The sequence below is a fragment of the Pseudomonas sp. USHLN015 genome, from assembly GCF_037153275.1.
Taxonomy (GTDB): Bacteria; Pseudomonadota; Gammaproteobacteria; order Pseudomonadales; family Pseudomonadaceae; genus Metapseudomonas; species Metapseudomonas tohonis.
Window position 1 is genome coordinate 428,601 of record NZ_JBBCKP010000005.1, and the last position, 18,375, is coordinate 446,975.

The 18,375-nt window shown below is 69.0% G+C and carries 15 protein-coding genes and 1 riboswitch; of the genes, 7 read left to right on the forward strand and 8 right to left on the reverse strand.

Annotated features, from left to right (window positions below):
• Positions 1-127 precede the first annotated feature (127 nt).
• From uca to WFQ67_RS13030, 6 genes are all read right to left on the reverse strand, one after another.
• Positions 128-3,769 (reverse strand): urea carboxylase, encoded by a 3,642-nt coding sequence (gene uca, locus WFQ67_RS13005; protein WP_337057095.1) that lies wholly within the window; start codon positions 3,767-3,769, stop codon positions 128-130.
• A gap of 212 nt (positions 3,770-3,981) precedes the next feature.
• On the reverse strand, positions 3,982-4,617 hold the full coding sequence (locus WFQ67_RS13010; protein ID WP_044405798.1) for an urea amidolyase associated protein UAAP2: 636 nt from the start codon (positions 4,615-4,617) through the stop codon (positions 3,982-3,984).
• 10 nt (positions 4,618-4,627) lie between these two features.
• The gene (locus WFQ67_RS13015) at positions 4,628-5,356 is read right to left on the reverse strand and encodes an urea amidolyase associated protein UAAP1 (RefSeq protein ID WP_337057097.1); all 729 of its coding nucleotides are present in this window, start codon (positions 5,354-5,356) and stop codon (positions 4,628-4,630) included.
• Positions 5,357-5,369: 13 nt separating this feature from the next.
• Entirely contained in the window at positions 5,370-6,170 is an 801-nt protein-coding gene (locus tag WFQ67_RS13020) for an ABC transporter ATP-binding protein (RefSeq protein WP_268194788.1), read from the reverse strand.
• Positions 6,167-6,982: an ABC transporter permease gene (locus WFQ67_RS13025; RefSeq protein WP_213625251.1), complete on the reverse strand. Its 816-nt coding sequence runs from the start codon at positions 6,980-6,982 to the stop codon at positions 6,167-6,169. The genes WFQ67_RS13020 and WFQ67_RS13025 overlap by 4 nt, the downstream gene beginning before the upstream one ends.
• A 103-nt stretch (positions 6,983-7,085) precedes the next feature.
• The gene (locus WFQ67_RS13030; RefSeq protein ID WP_337057098.1) at positions 7,086-8,153 is read right to left on the reverse strand and encodes a putative urea ABC transporter substrate-binding protein; all 1,068 of its coding nucleotides are present in this window, start codon (positions 8,151-8,153) and stop codon (positions 7,086-7,088) included.
• 66 nt (positions 8,154-8,219) lie between these two features.
• A riboswitch (guanidine-I (ykkC/yxkD leader) is annotated at positions 8,220-8,319 on the reverse strand.
• A 319-nt stretch (positions 8,320-8,638) separates the two neighbouring features.
• Here WFQ67_RS13030 and WFQ67_RS13035 point away from each other — a divergent pair.
• On the forward strand, positions 8,639-9,163 hold the full coding sequence (locus tag WFQ67_RS13035) for a hypothetical protein (protein WP_213625249.1): 525 nt from the start codon (positions 8,639-8,641) through the stop codon (positions 9,161-9,163).
• Between the two features lie 41 nt (positions 9,164-9,204).
• Here the strand turns inward: WFQ67_RS13035 and WFQ67_RS13040 are convergent, their stop codons facing one another.
• Entirely contained in the window at positions 9,205-10,110 is a 906-nt protein-coding gene (locus WFQ67_RS13040) for a LysR family transcriptional regulator (protein WP_337057099.1), read from the reverse strand.
• Between the two features lie 96 nt (positions 10,111-10,206).
• Here WFQ67_RS13040 and WFQ67_RS13045 point away from each other — a divergent pair, with 96 nt between their 5' ends.
• From WFQ67_RS13045 to WFQ67_RS13070, 6 genes are all read left to right on the forward strand, one after another.
• Positions 10,207-11,994: an alkyl/aryl-sulfatase gene (locus WFQ67_RS13045; RefSeq protein WP_337057100.1), complete on the forward strand. Its 1,788-nt coding sequence runs from the start codon at positions 10,207-10,209 to the stop codon at positions 11,992-11,994.
• A 48-nt stretch (positions 11,995-12,042) separates the two neighbouring features.
• Positions 12,043-13,416 (forward strand): DUF1254 domain-containing protein, encoded by a 1,374-nt coding sequence (locus tag WFQ67_RS13050; protein ID WP_337057101.1) that lies wholly within the window; start codon positions 12,043-12,045, stop codon positions 13,414-13,416.
• Between the two features lie 96 nt (positions 13,417-13,512).
• Positions 13,513-13,758 (forward strand): DUF1145 domain-containing protein, encoded by a 246-nt coding sequence (locus WFQ67_RS13055; RefSeq protein ID WP_111261253.1) that lies wholly within the window; start codon positions 13,513-13,515, stop codon positions 13,756-13,758.
• A 439-nt stretch (positions 13,759-14,197) separates the two neighbouring features.
• Positions 14,198-14,830 (forward strand): cysteine protease LapG, encoded by a 633-nt coding sequence (lapG, locus tag WFQ67_RS13060; RefSeq protein ID WP_442969588.1) that lies wholly within the window; start codon positions 14,198-14,200, stop codon positions 14,828-14,830.
• 10 nt (positions 14,831-14,840) lie between these two features.
• Entirely contained in the window at positions 14,841-16,790 is a 1,950-nt protein-coding gene (gene lapD / locus WFQ67_RS13065; protein WP_337057103.1) for a cyclic di-GMP receptor LapD, read from the forward strand.
• A 107-nt stretch (positions 16,791-16,897) separates the two neighbouring features.
• Entirely contained in the window at positions 16,898-17,869 is a 972-nt protein-coding gene (locus WFQ67_RS13070; protein WP_337057105.1) for an aldo/keto reductase, read from the forward strand.
• Between the two features lie 41 nt (positions 17,870-17,910).
• Here the strand turns inward: WFQ67_RS13070 and WFQ67_RS13075 are convergent, their stop codons facing one another.
• Entirely contained in the window at positions 17,911-18,249 is a 339-nt protein-coding gene (locus WFQ67_RS13075) for a tryptophan synthase subunit beta (protein ID WP_213625242.1), read from the reverse strand.
• Between the last annotated feature and the right edge of the window lie 126 nt (positions 18,250-18,375).

The following is an 18,375-nucleotide window of genomic DNA, read 5'->3' on the forward strand; positions in this document are numbered from 1 at the left end:
GCCCGCTTTTCGGTGGGACAGGCACCGGCGCTATCTTGCAGGGGCGAGCTCTGCTCGCTGAGAGGCGCTGCTGCGCAGCGCTGGGCGAATGAATTCGCCCCTACAGGATGAGGCGCCGTGCCTGGCCCTACGCCTCCTCCAGCACCACCACCCGTTGCCCGGCGCGGACCGGCGAGCCGGGTTGCACGCGGACTTCGCGGACCACGCCATCGCGCGGGGCGGTGAGGGGGATCTCCATCTTCATCGACTCCAGGATCACCAGCACGTCGCCCGCCTTCACGCTGGCGCCGGCCTCCACCTGCACCTGCCAGAGGTTGCCGGCGATATGGCTTTCGATGGCGTGCTGGCCGGCGTCCAGAGGGGCGTCTTCGCCCAGCTCCGGCGCCGGGTCCTCGCTGTCGAAATGCGCCTGGCCGGAGGCGATCCAGCGTTCCCGCTCGGCGTTGAACGCCGCCTGCTGCTGGGCGCGGAAGGCGGCGATGCCCTCGGCTTCGGTGGCGAGGAAGGCCTGGTAGTCCGCCAGACGCAGCTCGCTGTGCTCGATGCGCAGCGGGAAGCGCCCCAGGGGAAAGTCGCGGCGGATGCGCAGCAGTTCGTCGGCACTCACCGGGTAGAAGCGGATCTGGTCGAAGAAGCGCAGCAGCCAGGGCTTGCCGTCGAAGGCGGCCACCTCGCGGTAGCGGTTCCACATCTGCAGGGTGCGGCCGACGAACTGGTAGCCGCCGGGGCCTTCCATGCCGTAGACGCACATGTAGGCGCCGCCGATGCCCACGGAATTCTCCGCCGTCCAGGTGCGTGCCGGGTTGTACTTGGTGGTCACCAGGCGGTGGCGCGGGTCCAGCGGCGTGGCCACCGGCGCGCCGAGGTAGACGTCGCCCAGGCCCATCACCAGGTAGCTGGCGTCGAACACCGTGCGCTGCACCTCGTCGAGGTTGGGCAGGTCGTTGATGCGGCGGATGAACTCCAGGTTGCTCGGGCACCAGGGCGCGTCCTTGCGCACCGTGGTCATGTACTTCTCGATGGCCAGCTGGCAGGCCGGGTCGTCCCAGGACAGCGGCAGGTGGACGATGCGCGACGGCACGGTGAGATCGCCAGCGGCGCAGACGCCGTCCCAGAGCCCCGCGACCACTTGCAGCAGGCGTTCCATGGGCAGGGTTTCCGGCTGGTAGTGCACCTGCAGCGAGCGGATGCCGGGGGTGAGGTCGATGACGCCTTGCAGCGCCTCGGCCTCCAGCGCCTGCATCAGCGCGTGGCCCCGGAAGCGCAGCACCAGGTCCAGCTCCGCCGCGCCGATCTCCAGCAGCAGGTGGGTGTCGCCGGAGAGGCGCGCGACCAGGCGTGTGGCGTCCTGGCCGAGGTCGAGGACGATGGGGCTCGAAAGCTCGGCCGCACCTCTAGGCGCGCATTCATCCGCGATTTCATGGCCGCTTGTGTCGCGAGTGAATTCGCTCCCACGAAGAGTGGTGCATTCGCGGTCACCTGCCTTGGCCAAGGCCCGCGCCGTGGCGATATCCACCGGCTCGAAGCGCACCTTGTCGCCGGCCTTGAGCTGGCCGAGCTGCCAGAGGTCGGCCTCGACCACCGTCACCGGGCAGACGAAGCCGCCCAGGCTGGGGCCGTCCGGGCCGAGGATCACCGGCATGTCGCCGGTGAAGTCAACGGCGCCTATGGCGTAGGGGTTGTCGTGGATGTTGGAGGGGTGCAGGCCGGCTTCGCCGCCGCTTTCGCGCACCCATTCCGGCTTCGGGCCGATCAGGCGCACGCCGGTGCGGCTGGAGTTGAAGTGCACTTCCCAGGCGGTGGCGAAGAAGGTCTCGATAGAGGCCGGGGTGAAGTATTCCGGTGCGCCGTGGGGGCCGTAGATCACGCGGAGGCGGCGCACCTCGGGCAGCGGTGGGTACAGGGCCTCGGGCAGGCGGGCGCCGGCTGCGCGGTCGGCCAAGGGCGCCAGGTGCAGCACGTCGCCGGCCCGCAGGGCCCGGCCGCCGTGGCCGCCGAACTGGCCGAGGGTGAAGGTGCTCTTGCTGCCCAGGTAGTCCGGCAGCTGCAGGCCGCCGCGCAGGCACAAATAGCTGCGCGCGCCGGCCCCGGCGAGTGTGCCGAGGGCGAGGGTGGCGCCGGCGGGCACCAGGATCGCGGTGTCCAGTGGCTGCGGCTGGCCGTCGAGGGTGAGCGGGATCGGCGCGCCGGTGACGGCCACCACCGCGTCGGTGTTGAAGCGCAGGGTGGGGCCGCTCATGGTGATTTCCAGCGCGGCGGCGCCTTCCGCATTGCCCAGCAGTCGGTTGCCCAGGCGCAGGGCGCGGCTGTCCATGGGGCCGGATGGCGGCACGCCCACGGCCCAGTAGCCGAGGCGGCCGGGGTAGTCCTGCACGGTGGTCTGGGTGCCGGCGCCGAGCACCTCGACGGTGTGGGCGCGGTAGGCGAGGTGTTCCAGGCAGCGGGTCCAGGGCTGGCCGCTGGCAAAAGGCGCGTCGGCCAGGATCTGCCGAAGGTAGTCGCGGTTGCTTTCCACGCCGTAGAGCTGCGTGTCGGCCAGGGCGCGGTCGAGGGCGACGCTGGCCTCATCGCGGTTCGCTGCCCAGGTGATCAGCTTGGCGATCATCGGGTCGAAGTAGGGCGGGATCTCGCAGCCCGCTTCCACCCAGGTGTCGATGCGCAGGGCGCGGCCGTCCGCCTCGGGGAAGCGCACGGCGGTGAGCAGCCCGGGGCTGGGCTGGAAGTCGCGGCCCGGGTCCTCGGCGTAGAGCCGCGCCTGGATGGCGTGGCCGCTGGGGCGCAGGCCCTTCGCCAGCTCGGCGAGCGGGGGCAGGGTGCCGGCGGCCAGCTCGATCATCCAGCGCACCAGGTCGACGCCCCAGACCTGTTCGGTGACGCCGTGCTCCACCTGCAGGCGGGTGTTCACTTCGAGGAAGTAGAAGCGCTCGGCCTCGCTGTCGTAGACGAACTCCACGGTGCCGGCGCTGCGGTAGCTGACCGCCCTGGCCAGCTGGATGGCGGCGGCGCAGAGCGCCTCGGCCATGCCGGCGGGGAGGTTGGGCGCGGGGGTTTCCTCCAGCACCTTCTGGTTGCGCCGCTGCACCGAGCAGTCGCGCACGCCGAGGGCGATCACCTCGCCCTGGCCATCGCCGAACACCTGCACCTCCAGGTGGCGGGCCCGCTGGATGTACTTCTCGATGAACACCCCGGCGTCGCTGAAGTTGTTCTGCCCCAGGCGCTTCACCGCCTCGAAGGCTTCGCTCAGCTCGCTGGCCGAGCGGCATACGCGCATGCCGATGCCGCCACCGCCGGCGGTGCTTTTCAGCATCACCGGGTAGCCCACCTGCTCGCCGGCCACCAGCGCCGCGTCGAGGCTTTCCAACAGTTCGGTGCCTTGGAGCATGGGCACGCCCTCGGCCTTGGCCAGGGCACGGGCGGTGTGCTTGAGGCCGAAGACGCGCAGCTGCGCAGGCGTCGGCCCGACGAAGGCGATGCCGGCCGCCTCGCAGGCTTCGGCGAAGGCGGCGTTCTCGGAGAGGAAGCCGTAGCCCGGGTGGATCGCCTGGGCGCCGCTCTCACGGGCCACGGCGAGGATCTTGTCCACCACCAGGTAGGTGCTGGCGGCCGGGCCGTCGCCCAGGCTGTGGGCCTCGTCGGCCTGCTGGATGTGCAGGCTGGCGATGTCCGCCTCGGCGTACACGGCGACGCCGCGCACGTCGAGCTGGCGCAGGGTGCGGAGGATGCGGCAGGCGATGGCGCCGCGGTTGGCGATCAGGAGTTTTTCAAACATTGCGGAGCCCTCGAAAGGGATGACGGGCCGTCCCGCCGTGTTCGTCTGCACCACGGTCGTCCGTGGCTGGCGAGGCTTCGCGAGCAGAGCTCGCTCCTACGGTCGTGGTCCGGGGTTCTTGCCGAGGCATTGCCCTGAACGGCTCTGGCACAGAAGGAACAGCCAACGCCGCACCCCTTGCAGCTTGCCGCTCACCCCTTGCCGCTGCTTATTCACTCCCATACCAACACCTGCGCCGGAGTCGGGTTCCAGCCGTTGCAGGGGTTGTTCAGCTGCGGGCAGTTGGAGATGAGGACGATGACGTCCATGTGAGCCAGCAGCTCGACGTACTTGCCGGGGGCGGAGATGCCGTCCTCGAAGGTGAGGCCGCCTTCGGGGGTGACCGGCACGTTCATGAAGAAGTTGATGTTGGCGCTGATGTCGCGCTTGGCCAGGCGGCCGTCGTGCAGGCTGGCGCGCAGGAAGTTGTCGCGGCAGCTGTGCATGTAGCGGGTGCCGAGGGCGTAGCGCACGGTGTTGCTTTCCTGGGCGCAGGCGCCGCCGAGGGTGTCGTGGCGGCCGCAGGTGTCGGCGACGATGCTCAGCATCGGGTTGCCGAGGTTGGACCAGAGCACGCTGCCGGGGCCGAGGTAGACGCGGTTCTGCTTGCGCAGGGTGCGTTGCACGTCATAGCGCTCGCGCGGGTTGCGCGCGCTGTAGAAGAGGGTGTCCACCGCCTGGTTGCCCTCCAGGTCGAGCAGGCGCAGGGTCTGGCCGGCCTTCACTTCGGTCATGAAGGGTTCGCCGGCGGCGATAACGGCCGTGTAGACGGCGGCTTCGGGGTGTTTGTCGCTGGGAGTCGGGTTCATCGGGCGGCCCTCAGATGTACAGGCGTTCGGTGTTGTGGAAGCCACGGCCGTTTTCCGGGCGCGAGGTGCGGCAGAGCAGGGTGATGCCGTCGCTCTCGACCTTGTGCCAGGCCAGCTGCACGGGCTTGGGCGCGTAGACGGGGTCGGGGTCCATGGGGTGCTGCAGGGCGGTGAGCACCACCAGGGTGTCCATCGGCGCGTAGAGCTCGACGTAGTCGCCGGCTTTCGAGTGGCCGGGCTGGAAGTGGAAGCAGCCGTCGGCGTCCACGGTGACCTTGCTGAACAGGTTCAGGCACATCAGCAGGTCCTGCAGGTTCAGGTCCCACTTGCCCATTTCCACCAGCAGGTTGTCGACGCCGTTGCGGAAGAAGCCGTTGCGCAGTTCCTGGTAGCGGCCCTGGCCGTACTTCTCGCGCACTTCCTCGGCGTTGAGCACGCCGCCGAAGCTGTCGTGCCAGCCGCAGCTGTCGGCGGTGATGGCGGCGAGCACGCGGCCCATGTCCGAGTACAGGCAGTGGCCGGCGGTGAGCTTGGCGGTGTGCTGGCACTTGAGGCTGTCCGGCAGGTTCAGGCGCTCGCTCTTCTCGGCGGCGTTGAACAGCAGCAGGCTGACGTTGGCGCCGCCCTCGATGTCGCTGATGCGCAGCAACTGGCCGCGCTTGAGGACGAAGGAGGTGTGGCCGCCGCCGGGGACGGTTTCTTCATAGAGGGTGGGGCGCAGGGCCAGGGATGCGGTCATGGGCAGGCTCCTTTCAGTGGGCCGGGGCGGTCTGCAGGGCGCGGGTGACCCGCTCCGGCAGGGCTTCGACGGCGGCGCGCGCGGCGCGGCGGTCGCTGTTCAGGGGGATGTCGTAGGTGATGCGTGCGCCGTAGGCGTTGGGCGCGTGCGGGTCGTGGCGGACCTTGTCGAAGACCATCAGCCGGGTGCCGAGGCTGAAGCCTTCGGAGAGGTCGTGGGTGACCATGAACACGGTCAGCCGGGTTTCCTGCCACAGGCCCAGCAGCAGGTCGTGCATGTCCTTGCGGATGCCCGGGTCGAGGGCGCCGAAGGGCTCGTCGAGCAGCAGCACGCGGGGCTTCATCACCAGGGCCTGGGCGATGGCCAGGCGCTGCTGCATGCCGCCGGAGAGCTGCGCGGGGTATTTGCCCTGCGCGTGGCCGAGGCCGACCTTGGCCAGCATGGCGGCGGCCTGCTCGCGGGCCTCGCGCCGGGCGCTGCCGAAGAGGCGGCCGAGCAGCGGCGAGCGGGGCAGCTCCAGGCCGAGGGCGACGTTGTCCAGCACCGTCAGGTGGGGGAACACCGAGTAGCGCTGGAACACCACGCCGCGGCTGGCGTCGGGCTCGGCCACCAGGGGCTGGCCGTCCAGCAGCAGCTGGCCCCGGCTGGGTGTCTCCTGGCCCAGCAGCATGCGCAGGAAGGTGGACTTGCCGCAGCCGGAGGCGCCGACCAGGGTGCAGAACTCGCCTTCGTTCACCTTGAGGTTGAGGTTCTCCAGCACCACCTGGTCGCCGTAGGCCTGCCACAGGTTCTTCACTTCGATGAAGGCGCTCATGCCTTGGCTCCTTCGTACCAGGGGAAGGCCAGGCGGGTGAGCTGGCGCAGGCCCAGGTCCATCAGCCAGGCGAGCAGGGTGATCCACACCACGTACGGCAGGATCACGTCCATGGCCAGGTAGCGGCGGACCAGGAAGATGCGGTAGCCAAGGCCGTCGGTGGAGGCGATGGCCTCGGCGGCGATGAGGAACAGCCAGGCCGAGCCCAGCACCAGGCGCAGGGAGATGAGCAGGCGCGGCAGCAGCTGCGGCAGCACCACCCGCAGGATCAGGGTCCAGGTGTTGGCGCCCAGGGTCTGCGCCTTGATCAGCAGCTCGCGGGGGATTTCCCGGGCGCGCTGCTCCAGGTCGCGGGCGATGCAGGGGGCGATGCCGATGACGATCAGCATCACCTTGGACAGCTCGCCTAGGCCGAAGACGATGAACAGGATCGGCAGGATCGCCAGCGGCGGCACCATCGACAGCACCGTGAGCAGCGGCGACAGCGGCGCGCCGAACAGCGGCAGGGTGCCGGCGGCGATGCCCAGGCACAGGCCCAGCAGCGCGGCGATGGCCAGGCCCGTGGCCAGGCGCTTGAGGCTGGAGGCGCTGTCCTGCCAGAACAGGTAGTCGCCGGAGCGCTTGTCCTCGGTGAAGGCCAGGCGCTGCACCGCCTCGACCATCTGCGTGGCGCTGGGCAGCAGCTTGTCGTTGGGGTTCTCCGCCAGACGCGATGCCGAGCCGGTGAAGTAGGCCAGCAACAGCAGGGCGAAGGGCAGCAGGATCAGCAGCAGCCTTCCTGCACGGTCCGGGTGGCGGTTGATCAGGCGCATGGCGAGGTCTCGGTGATAGGGGCGGGTAGGTTGGTGCCGAGGAACGAGGCCCAACGTTGGGCCGCGCTGCGCTTGGCACCAACCTACGGGACCGTGCCGACGGTCAGAGCTTCCCTTCGGCGGCCATCTGCACGTAGGTCGGGTCGAAGCGCAGCTTGACGTTGGCCTTGTCGCCGGTGACCACGCCCTTGGCGAAGCTCATGCCGACCGCTTCGGCGTCCTTGGCGCCTTCGCCCAGCAGGCCGTGGGCGAAGGAGAAGTTCGCCACCTTGTCCATGGTCGCCGGCAGTTTCGGGCTGGTGGCGAACTCCAGGGCTTCCTTGGGGGTGTAGAAGAGGCGGGTGGTGGCGAGCTGCGAGCGGTAGCCGGCGAGATCGGTGCCGGAAGCCTTGGCCATGTGCTCCAGGGCGGCGCGGCCCTCGGCGCTGTCGCTGGACATCAGCGCCATGATCTCGAACCAGGCGCCGGTCAGGGCCTTGCCCAGGGCGGGGTTGTCCTTCAGCGTCTCGCTGTTGACCACCATCATGTCCATGATCTCGCCGGGGATCTTGCTGGAGTCGAAGACCTCGGTGCTGCCCGGCTTGGCCTTTATGTCGGCGAGCATCGGGTTCCAGGTGGCGACGGCCTGGACGTCGTCGGTGTCGAAGGCGGCGGCGATGTCGGCGTCGGAGGTGTTGACCACCTTCACGTCCTTCTCGCTGAGGTCGGCGCGCTCCAGGGCGCGGGCCAGGAAGTAGTGGGAGACCGAGAGTTCCACCAGGTTGATCGACATGCCCTTGAGGTCGGCCAGGGTCTTGCCCTCGCCCTTGATCACCAGGCCGTCGTTGCCGTTGGAGAAGTCACCGACGATCAGTGCGGTGGAGTCCACGCCACCGGCGGCGGGGATGGTCAGGGCGTCCATGTTGGTCATGGTGCAGCCGTCGAACTGGCCGGCGGTGTACTGGTTGATCGATTCGACGTAGTCGTTGAGCTGGGTGACCTTGATGTCGATCCCGTATTTCTTCGCCCATTTGTCGACGATGCCCTGGGTGGCACCGTATTCCCATGGCATCCAGCCGGCGTAGATCGTCCAGCAGACGTTGAAGCTGTCCTTCTGCGCTGCGTGGGAGTTGAAGCTGATGGCGGCGGCTAGGCCGGCAGCGAGTACGGCGAACAGACGGGGCTTGCGCATGGATGACCTCCAGTTCGGTTAGGGACAGCGGGAGCGGCGCGGCACTTCCCTGCATGCAGGGGCGCGTTCTCCCGGGCTTTTGTCCCGCCGTGTAACCTCGGAGGAGGTCGCCGGCTCTCGGACCAGCCACTCGCTTTCGCGAGCCGGAACCCTAGCCAGCCATTGTCCAATTGTGGTGCCGCGGACCCCGGCACGCCGGGTTGCTCCTGCACGCCAGTCACCTAGCGAAGGCCGTGCCAAAACCGCCTGGCCCAGGCGCGACGAGGCCTGGGCGGGAGCCGAGGGGGAGGCGGCGTGACGTGCGCGCGCCCGGCATGCCCGCCTCTGGGGCAAGGCGCTTCATGCTGGTGCGTGGTAATAACTGGAAATGGATTTTGCCGACGGAGGGATGCACACCGGTCGTAGGAACTGGTGTCGAAGATTGTGGGAGAAATCCCGGGTGCCGACATTCGTTGGCGCCGTCCCAGCGGTCGAAGGAGGCCGCCATGTCCTATCGAACGATGTTGATCGCTGTACTGGGCCTGTCCCTGGGTGGTTGTGCCGTCTACGACTACGACGACGATTACCGTGGCTATCCGCGCAGCTATGGCAGTGGCGGCTACGTGGTGCAGCAACCGGGGTACTACCAGGGCTACCCGTCCTATTACTACCGGACCGAACGCATCTACCAGCCCCAGCGCTACTACCCGGTGCGCCCGCAGCCCTACCAGCCGCCGCGCCATGATCGCCGCTACGACGGCCGCAACGACCATCGCTACGACCGCCATGACGACCGCCACGACTCGCGTCGCTGGGACAACCGCAACCAACCCGGGCAGGACTGGAACGAGCGCCGCCACGACTACACCCCGCGCCTGCAGAACTGGGGCGGCAACCGCCCGCCCCAGCAGGGCTGGAACCAGGGCGGCGGCCGCCCGAACTACGCCGTGCCGCCGGCCTACCAGGTGCGCCCCCACGAAAACCCCATCCGCCCGCACCGCAGCGACTGGTCGCAGCAGAACCGCCGTTAGGGCACATATCTGAAACGTATGCGCTGGCAACGCGGCCCGTTTCAATAGCCGGTAATGGGCTGGGCGTCTTCTTCCAGCAGGTACTCCACCATCGCCCGCGCAGCCGGTGACAGGCTGCGCCCGGCGTGGCTGACGATGCCATAGGCCGAGCGTGCGGCCTGGTTGTCCACCGGCAGCAGCACCGCCAGGCGGCCGGCGGCGACGTCCTCGGCGAGCACGTCCCAGGGCGCCATGCTGATCACTTCGCTATCGGCCACCAGCGCCTTGAGCACCATGAAATTGTTGCACTCGATGCCCAGTGGTTGCGCCTTGTCGTTCAGCGCGCCCAGCGTCCGTGCCACCTCTGCGGGCAACTGCGTGCCGGCCAGCGGGTAGGCCGCCAGGTCTTCGACCCGCAGCCGCGGCCGCCGCAGCAGCGGGTGGCCCGGCCGGCAGAAGAGGGTGCCGGCATGGCGCCGCAGGGGCGTGATGTCCAGCAGCGGGTCGCCCTCGAACTCGCGCACATCCGCCACGAACAGCTCGATGGCGTCCCCCAGCAACTGGTTGCGCAGGCCGTGCCAGTCCTCGATGCGCAACTGCACCTGCACACCCGGATGAGCCCCGGCGAAGCGGCCGAGCACGCGCGGCACCAGGCGCGCGGCGGGGTAGGGGCCGGCACCCAGGCGCAGCTCGCCGCTGTCGAGGTTCTCCAGTTGCGCCACGGCGCTGTGCAGGGCGCGGCGGCCGTCCAGCAGGCGCCGGGCGTGCTCCAGCACCAAGCGGCCGTGGGCGGTGAGGGTGATCTGCCGCGGCCCGCGATCCAGCAGGTTGCAGCCGAGGCTGCTCTCCAGGGCCTGGATGCTGCGGCTCAGGGCCGGCTGGCTGAGGTTGACGGCCTCCGCCGCGCGGGCGAAGTGGCCGTGTTCGGCGAGGGCGACGAAGTGGCGGAGCTGGCGTAGGTCGTTCATGCGTATTGCGCATCGAATTCGGTAGGGGAATGCATTGGAATTATTGACCGGCGCCTGCCAGCCTGTCGCCTCCCATAACAACAACGAGCCGACACCATGCGCATCACCACCCGCTTCGGCGGCCTGCTGCTGGCCGCCACCCTGCCATGGGCCGCCAACGCCGCGCTGCCCGACGAGACCCTGGAGCCGAGCATCAACGCCGAGCTCGCCGAGCACACCCGGCACTTCGACGAGAAGGTCTACAAGATCGCCGACAACGTCTGGTCGGCGGTGGGCTGGAACCTCGCCAACAGCGTGATGATCGAGGCGCCGGAAGGGTTGATCATCGTCGACACGGGCGAGTCCGCCGAACAGTCGCGCAAGGTGCTGGCGGAGTTCCGCAAGATCAGCGCCAAGCCGATCAAGGCCATCGTCTACACCCACTTCCACCCGGACCACATCAACGGCGTGAAGGGCTTCGTCAGCGAGGAGCAGGTCAGGCGCGGCGAGGTGCAGATCTACGCCCAGGAGACCCTGCTGGACAACGTGGTGACCCAGGGCGCGCTGGTCGGCCCGATCCTCAGCATGCGCTCGGGCTACAGCTTCGGCGTGGCCCTGCCACCCGGCGACCAGAAGGACATGAACGCCGGCCTCGGCCCGCTGGCCCACGCCGGTGCCTCCACCTTCATCGCGCCGACCGTCACCTTCAAGGAGTCCCTCGATACCACCATCGCCGGGCTGAAGGTGCAGTTCCTCCACGTGCCCAGCGAGGCGCCGGACGAGATCGTCCTCTACCTGCCGGACAACCGCGTGCTGATCAGCGCCGAGGTGACCCAGGGCCCGACCCTGCCCAACGTCCACACCCTGCGCGGCACCAAGTTCCGCGACCCGGTGGTGTGGGTGCAGAGCCTCGACAAGCTGCGTGCCTTCCAGGCCGACTACATGGTGCCGCTGCACGGCCAGCCGGTGTCCGGGCGCGACAAGGTGGAGGAGGTGCTGCGCATGACCCGCGACGCCATCGCCTACATCCATGACCAGACCGTGCGCTGGATGAACAAGGGCCTGACCCCCGACGAGCTGGTGGAGAAGGTCAAGCTGCCGCCGCACCTGGCCGGCTACAAGCCCTACCTGCGCGAGTACTACGGCACGGTGAAGCACAGCGTGCGGCAGATCTACCAGGGCTACCTGGGCTGGTTCCAGGGCGACCCGGTGGACCTCGACCCGATCCCGCCGGCGGAGAAGGCCAAGCGCCTGATGGCCCTGATGGGCGGGCGCGACAAGCTGCTGCTGGCCGCCGGCGACGCCTACCTGAAGGGGGACTGGCAATGGGCGGCGGAGCTGGCCGGCTACGCCATCCGCGTCGACCATGACGACACGCTCGCCCGCGACATCAAGGCCCGCAGCTTCCGCCGCCTGGGCTACGCCAGCATGAACATCAACTGGCGCAACTGGTACCTGATGAGCGCCATGGAGCTGGAGGGCAAGCTCGACGGCGACGCCGCGCTGCAGATGTCCCAGGGGCTGCGCAACGCCTTCCTCTCGCCGGACATGCTGAAGAACCTGCCGGCGCGCATCTTCCTGCAGAACTGGGTGACCCGCATCGACCCGGAGAAGAGCGGCGACGTGAACCTCACCCTGGGCTTCGTCTTCCCCGACATCGGCGAGGAGTGGGCGCTGGAAGTGCGCCGTGGCGTGGCCCAGCTGCACCGTGGCATCCCCGAGGGCACCACGCTGAAGCTGACCTTCGACAAGACCTACCTCGACACCGTGATCAGCGGCGAGAACGGCCTGCTCAAGGGCGCTTTGCTGGGCGATGTGAAGGTCGACGGCAACCTGCTGGACATCAAGACCTTCCTCGGCTGCTTCGACTTCGAGGACGCCCCCATCGCCCTGACGGTGCGCTGACCCACCCGACCCAGCGGCGCCGTGCCAGGCGCCGCCCACGAGATCGCCATGAAGACCTCTCCGCTGCTTCGCCGGGCGCTGTTGGCGCTGGCCCTGCTCATCGTCCTGCCCGCGCTGCTGCTGTTCAGCCAGCGCGAGCTGATCCGCAACGCCGCCCAGGGCTACCTGTACGGCTACCCGCTGGTGCTCACCGAGATCACCCGCGACAGCTTCACCGCCGACATGGCGCCGATCAACCGCCTGATGCACGTGCCGCGCTTTCCCGATGCGGGGTTCCGCGAGATCGTCCGGCCCAACGTCGACACCCTCTACTCGGTGGCCTGGCTGGACCTGGGCCAGGGGCCGCTGGTGTTCGAGCTGCCGGCCACCGGGCGCTACAACGTCATGCAGTTCCTCGATGCCTGGACCAACGTCTTCGCCTCCCTCGGGCCGCGCACCACCGGCAATGCCGCCGGCCGCTACCTGCTGGTGGGGCCGCGCTGGCAGGGCCAGGTGCCGGAAGGTTTCAGCCTGCTGCGTGCGCCCACGCGCATGGCCTGGCTGCTGGGCCGGGTGCAGACCAACGGCGCGGCGGACTATCCGGCTGTCCACGCGATCCAGGCCGGCATCAGCCTCACGCCGCTGGCGCAATGGCGCCCCGGACAGGTGCAGGCCTCGCTGGCGCCGGCCGCCGGTGGGCGCAAGTCGACGCCGCCGCTGTTCCAGATGCGCGCGCTGGATGGCCGCGCCTTCTTCCAGCGCCTGGCGGCGCTGATGGCCGACAACCCGCCGGCCGCTGCCGATGCACCCATGCTCCGGCAGTTGCAGGCACTGGGTGTCGAGCCGGGCAAGCCGGTGGCGGAGTGGCCCTGGTGGCGGCGCCAGGCGGTGAACCTGGGCATCTGGCTGGCCGAGCGCCGCGTGCGCGACGCCCTGGCCAACCCGACCCGGTTGCAGGACGGCTGGCGCGTGCCGCCGATGCAGGTCGGTCGCTACGGCGAGGACCATGGCCTGCGCGCGGCGGTGGCCATGGGTGGCTTCGGCGCCAACCTGGCGGAGGACGCCATCTACCCCAACGCGGTGAAGGATGGCCGGGGCGAAGCGTTGCAGGGCGGCAAGCGCTACCGCCTGCACTTCGCCGCCGACGCGCTGCCGCCGGTGCGGGCCTTCTGGTCGCTGACCGTCTACGACGGCGACGGCTTCCTGGTGGCCAACCCGCTGAACCGCTTCGCCCTGGGCGACCGTGATGCGCTGGCCTTCAACCCCGACGGTTCCCTCGACATCCTGCTGCAAAGCGATGCGCCCGACGGCGCGTTGCAGGGCAACTGGCTGCCTATTCCGAAGCAGGGCGCGTTCAGCGTCACCGGTCGGCTGTACTGGCCGAAGGCCGACATCCTCGACGGGCGCTGGCACATGCCGCCGATCCAGGCGCAGGGCGGCTGATCGCCCGGCAGCGCCGCCTTCCCAACGAAAGTGCGGAAGGCGAGCGCGGCCGGAGTCGGCACACTCTTGGGCTCAACCCTGCAATGGAGACCCCTTATGCACGTCCTGTCGTTCGCCAAGGGCGCCCTGGCCATGTTCTGGCTGGTGGCGATCCTCAATGTCATCTACCCCTTCGGCGAGCCGCTGCATCGCCCGCTTCTGCTGGTGGCCGGTGTGATGCTGGTGGCCCACGTCGCCGAAGCCGCGCTGTTCAACCGCAAGCTCAAGGCCCGTCCCTTCCCCTGGCTGGACCGTACCCAGGTGCTGCTGTTCGGCTTCCTGCACCTGCGCGGGTTGCGTTGATCCTGCCTCCTCCATTCCCGGGCTGAAGCCCGGGCTACCCCTGGGTGCTCCCGGCGGCACCTGCCCAATCGACACCGGCACGGTGCTGGGCGCGGCGTAGGGTGGAGGTCGCTTTTTACCTCCACCAATCGGCGTACCCGGCCCGGCATTTACTCCCGGCGATCGCCCTGCCCGAGCATGCTGCGTTGGGCTTCGTACCTCAGGCCAACCTACGGGCCTCCATGATTTCCGGCCACGTTGAAACCCCTATGGGGTGAGCACGGCACCGATCCGATAGGGGCACTGTGCCATTGTTTTTTCCGCTCCCAGCCCGCACCATTCGCGCCTCGTTATCGGCGGCCGCGTGGCGGCGCCATCGGCAGGAAATCGGATTTTGCTCAGCAGTTTCGGCAAATGGCGGATTGGCGGTACGCCGGGCGTTCTGGTCCCGGTTTCGCTGTTGCTGCTCGCCCTGCTGGCCGGGGCCCTGCAGGCGGATTGGGACTTCACCCTGATCAGCCGCCGCGCCGAATCCCTCTATGGCCCCCTGGGCGATGGCAAGCAGCGCATCGATGACTGGCAGCACCTGCTGGCCAGCCAGGTGGGGGCCAGCGAGGCGGAGCAGTTGCAGGAGATCAACCGCTTCTTCAACGCCAAGCTGCGCTTCACCGACGACCTCGCCCTGTGGAACCAGGTGGACTACTGGGCCACGCCGGTGGAGGCGTTGCGCCGGGGCGCGGGCGATTGCGAGGACTACGCCATCGCCAAGTACATCAGCCTGCGTCACCTCGGGGTGCCGGCGGAAAAGCTGCGCATCACCTACGTCAAGGCGCTGCGCCTGAACCAGGCGCACATGGTGCTGACCTATTACGAGAAGCCCGATGCGGTGCCCCTGGTGCTTGACAACCTGATCGGCAGCATCCTGCCGGCCTCCCAGCGCAGTGACCTGTTGCCGGTCTACGCCTTCAACGGCGAGGGCCTGTGGCTGAGCAACCAGGGTGGTGGCAAGAAGGTGGGCGACGCCAAGCGTCTGTCCCGCTGGCAGGACCTGTTGAAAAAGATGAAAGCCGAAGGCTTTCCCACGAGCGAATAGCGGAGTCGAGATGTCCCTGTTCAAACAGTTGTTGATCGCTATCTGCCTGTTCCTGGTCGTCGCCTTCAGCGGCAGCTTCATGGTCAGCCTGGAAAGCTCGCGCGAGCAGTATGTCAACCAGCTGCGTTCCCACGCGCAGGACGCGGCGACGGCGCTGGGCCTGTCGCTGACCCCGCACATCGACGATGCCGCGATGGTCGAGCTGATGGTCAGCTCGATCTTCGACAGCGGTTATTTCGAGCGCATCCGCGTGATCGACATGGCCACCGGCAAGGTGATGGTCGAGCGCACCGGCGTGCCCGACGCGGTGGCGGCCCAGGTGCCGCAGTGGTTCGTCTCGCTGATCGGCCTGGAGTCGGCCGGCGGCGATGCCATCGTCAGCCGTGGCTGGACCCAGGCGGCGAGGGTCGAAGTGCAGAGCCATCCGATGTTCGCCATCGCCAAGCTGTGGCAGAGCGCACTGGGCAGCCTCGGCTGGCTGCTGCTCTGCGGCCTGGTCAGCGCCGGCCTCGGCGCCGTGCTGCTGCGCCGGCAGCTGCGCCCGTTGGACTACATGGTGGAGCAGTCCCACGCCATCGCCCGTCGCGAGTTCCTCAGCCTGCCGCAGCTGCCGCGCACGCCGGAGCTGCGCCGTGTGGTGCAGGCGATGAACCAGATGGTGGAGAAGCTCAAGGCGCTGTTCCAGGAGCAGGCCGAGCGCAGCGAACGCCTGCGCGACGAGGCCTACCAGGACAGCCTCACGGGCCTTGGCAACCGCCGCTATTTCGAGATGCAGCTGCACGCGCGCCTCAGCGCCGAGGATCAGGCCAGCAGTGGCTACCTGCTGCTGCTGCGGGTCAACGACCTGGCCGGCCTCAACCAGCGCCTGGGCGGCCAGCGCACCGACCAGCTGCTCAAGGCCGTGGCCGAGCAACTGGTGCGCAACAGCGCGGGGCAGGGCGCGGGCCAGTTGCTGGCACGCAGCCGGGGTGGCGAGTTCATCCTGCTGGCGCCGGGCCTGGTGCGCGAGGAGGCCGAGCAACTGGCCAGCCGCCTCGATGGCGCGCTGGCCAGCCTGGCCAGCACCGGCGCCACCGACACCCAGCCGGTGGCGCATATGGGCCTCGTGCCCTTCGCCCCGGGCGAAGCGCAGCAGGACCTGATGATGCTCGCCGACGAGGCCCTGGCCCAGGCCGAGCGCCAGGCCGATCGCGCCTGGGCGTGCATCGAGCAGACCCGCGCCGGCAACGTCGGCGACGATCGCCATGCCTGGCATGCGCTGCTGGACAAGGCCCTGGCCCAGGGCCGCTTCCAGCTGTTCTTCCAGCCGGTGGTGGCCAGCCGCGAGCCGTCGCGGGTGCTGCACTACAAGGTGCTGTCGCGCCTGCCAGACGAGCAGGGCGCGAGCATTCCCGCCGGGCGCTTCCTGCCCTGGCTGGAGCGTTTCGGCTGGTCCGCGCGGCTCGACCTGGTGATGCTGGAGCTGGTGCTGGCGCAGATGGCCGGCCATGACCAGCCCCTGGCGCTGAACCTGTCCGGGGCGCTTTTGCGTGACCAGAAGGCCCTCGACCGCGCCTTCGACCTGCTGCGCCAGAACCCGCAGCTGGGCCCGCGCCTGACCCTGGAGCTGGAGGAAGACCAGCTGCCCGAGCAGGCGGTGCTGGAGGACCTGACCCGGCGCCTGCGCGAGCTGGGCTTCGCCCTCAGCCTGCAGCACTTCGGTGGCCGTTTCAGCATGATCGGCAACCTGGCGCGCCTGGGCCTGGCGTACCTTAAGGTGGACGGCAGCCACATCCGCGCCATCGATGCGGAGAACGACAAGCGCCTGTTCATCGAGGCGATGCAGCGCGCCGCCCACAGCATCGACCTGCCGCTGATCGCCGAGCGCGTCGAGACCGAAGGCGAGCTGCGGGTGCTGCAGGAAATGGGCATCCAGGGCGTACAGGGCCAGCTGTTCGGCGTGCCGGCGCCCTGGCGATGATCCTGGCGGGATGAGCCACGGGCCCGCCTTCCGGCCGTTGCCTTGAACCATCCGCCGGGCCACCCGGTCCCCTGAAGTACACCGGATCACGGACTTCAGGAGGCCCCATGCGTATCAAGCTGCCGCGTATCGGGCTGGGCGGCGCGCCGCTCGGCAACATGTTCCACCCGGTCGCCGAAGACCAGGCCGATGCCACGCTGGCGGCGGCCTGGCAGGCCGGTTTCCGTTACTACGACACCGCTCCCCACTATGGCGCGGGCCTTGCCGAGGAGCGCTTCGGCCGGCTGCTGCGAACCCGCCCGCGCGATGAGTACCTGCTCAGCACCAAGGTGGGCCGGGTGCTGGAGCCCGCCGCCGCGCCGGAGAACGCCAAGCCCTTCGTCGACGAGCTGCCCAACCGACGCATCCTCGATTACTCCGCCGCCGGCACCCGGCGCTCTTTGGAGGACAGCCTGGTGCGCATGGGGGTGGAGCGCATCGACCTGGTGTTCATCCATGACGTATCCGAGGACCAGCACGGCCCGCGCTGGCGCGAGTACTTCGCCGAGGCGATGGCGGGGGCCGCGAAGGAGCTGACGGCGATGCGCGAGGAGGGGCTGATCCGGGGCTGGGGGCTGGGCGTCAACCGGGTGGAACCCTGCCGGCTGGCACTGCAGCAGGCCGACCCGGACCTGTTCCTGCTGGCCGGCCGCTACAGCCTGCTGGATCATCGCGAGGCGCTGGAAACACTGTTCCCGGCCTGCCTCGAGCGCGGCGTCGGCATCGTCGTCGGCGGGCCGTTCAACTCCGGCGTGCTGGCCGGGGGCGACCACTACGAGTACGACCACATTCCCGATGAGGTGAGGGACCGTGCGCAGCGGCTGATGGCGTTGTGCGCGCGCTGGGGCATCGACTCGCGGGCGGCGGCGCTGCAGTTCTGCCTGGCCCACCCGGCGGTGCTGTCGGTGATTCCCGGCACCGCGACGCCGGCACGCCCGGCGCAGTACATGGCGCAACTGCACGCCGAGGTGCCTCGGGCGTTTTGGCGGGCATTACGGGAGGAGGAGCTGGTTGGAGCGGATGTGCCGTTGCCGGTTTAGGGACCGGCGCAGCGGCAGCAAAGTGGGATGCAGGGGCCGGGTCAGATGACGCCGGACTCCTCGTCGTTGATCAGGCGGTTCAGGCCGCCCAGGGCCTCGCGTGCCTGGTTGCGGCTGAGCAGCTTGGATTGTGCGGCCTGGGGCAGGTCGGTGATGCGGATCACGCCCTTGGTCATCAGCAGGCCGATGAGGTCTTCCAGTACGCGGATCATTTCCTGGTCGCTCTGCTTGAGCTGCAGCAGGCTGGCCTCGACCGTCTGGTTGGAGTACCAGGCCAGCACGAGCTGGTCGTCGGCGGGGAGCATGCCGGTGGAGCCTTCGAACTCGGCCGCTTCCACACGCACCAGTTGACCCTGGTCGTCTTGTTGAACGTAGAGCATGGGGAACCCCCTTTCCTGAGGACATGAGCAGACCTGCGCAATCTACACGCGCAGGGAGGCGGGGAAAATGGCAGTGGCGATCCGACCGCCTCCCCGCCGCCGGTTCGCGGCGACGGGGAGGGGCGT

Excerpts from the sequence above, each read along its gene's own strand:
- WFQ67_RS13055 (WP_111261253.1), top strand. The coding sequence starts at position 13,513 with ATGCACGTCCTGTCGTTCGCCAAGGGCGCCCTGGCCATGTTCTGGCTG.
- WFQ67_RS13020 (WP_268194788.1), bottom strand. The coding sequence starts at position 6,170 with ATGAGCGCCTTCATCGAAGTGAAGAACCTGTGGCAGGCCTACGGCGAC.
- WFQ67_RS13035 (WP_213625249.1), top strand. The coding sequence starts at position 8,639 with ATGTCCTATCGAACGATGTTGATCGCTGTACTGGGCCTGTCCCTGGGT.
- WFQ67_RS13030 (WP_337057098.1), bottom strand. The coding sequence starts at position 8,153 with ATGCGCAAGCCCCGTCTGTTCGCCGTACTCGCTGCCGGCCTAGCCGCC.
- WFQ67_RS13045 (WP_337057100.1), top strand. The coding sequence starts at position 10,207 with ATGCGCATCACCACCCGCTTCGGCGGCCTGCTGCTGGCCGCCACCCTG.
- WFQ67_RS13015 (WP_337057097.1), bottom strand. The coding sequence starts at position 5,356 with ATGACCGCATCCCTGGCCCTGCGCCCCACCCTCTATGAAGAAACCGTC.
- WFQ67_RS13050 (WP_337057101.1), top strand. The coding sequence starts at position 12,043 with ATGAAGACCTCTCCGCTGCTTCGCCGGGCGCTGTTGGCGCTGGCCCTG.
- lapD (WP_337057103.1), top strand. The coding sequence starts at position 14,841 with ATGTCCCTGTTCAAACAGTTGTTGATCGCTATCTGCCTGTTCCTGGTC.
- WFQ67_RS13010 (WP_044405798.1), bottom strand. The coding sequence starts at position 4,617 with ATGAACCCGACTCCCAGCGACAAACACCCCGAAGCCGCCGTCTACACG.
- WFQ67_RS13070 (WP_337057105.1), top strand. The coding sequence starts at position 16,898 with ATGCGTATCAAGCTGCCGCGTATCGGGCTGGGCGGCGCGCCGCTCGGC.
- WFQ67_RS13075 (WP_213625242.1), bottom strand. The coding sequence starts at position 18,249 with ATGCTCTACGTTCAACAAGACGACCAGGGTCAACTGGTGCGTGTGGAA.
- WFQ67_RS13040 (WP_337057099.1), bottom strand. The coding sequence starts at position 10,110 with ATGAACGACCTACGCCAGCTCCGCCACTTCGTCGCCCTCGCCGAACAC.
- WFQ67_RS13025 (WP_213625251.1), bottom strand. The coding sequence starts at position 6,982 with ATGCGCCTGATCAACCGCCACCCGGACCGTGCAGGAAGGCTGCTGCTG.
- uca (WP_337057095.1), bottom strand. The coding sequence starts at position 3,769 with ATGTTTGAAAAACTCCTGATCGCCAACCGCGGCGCCATCGCCTGCCGC.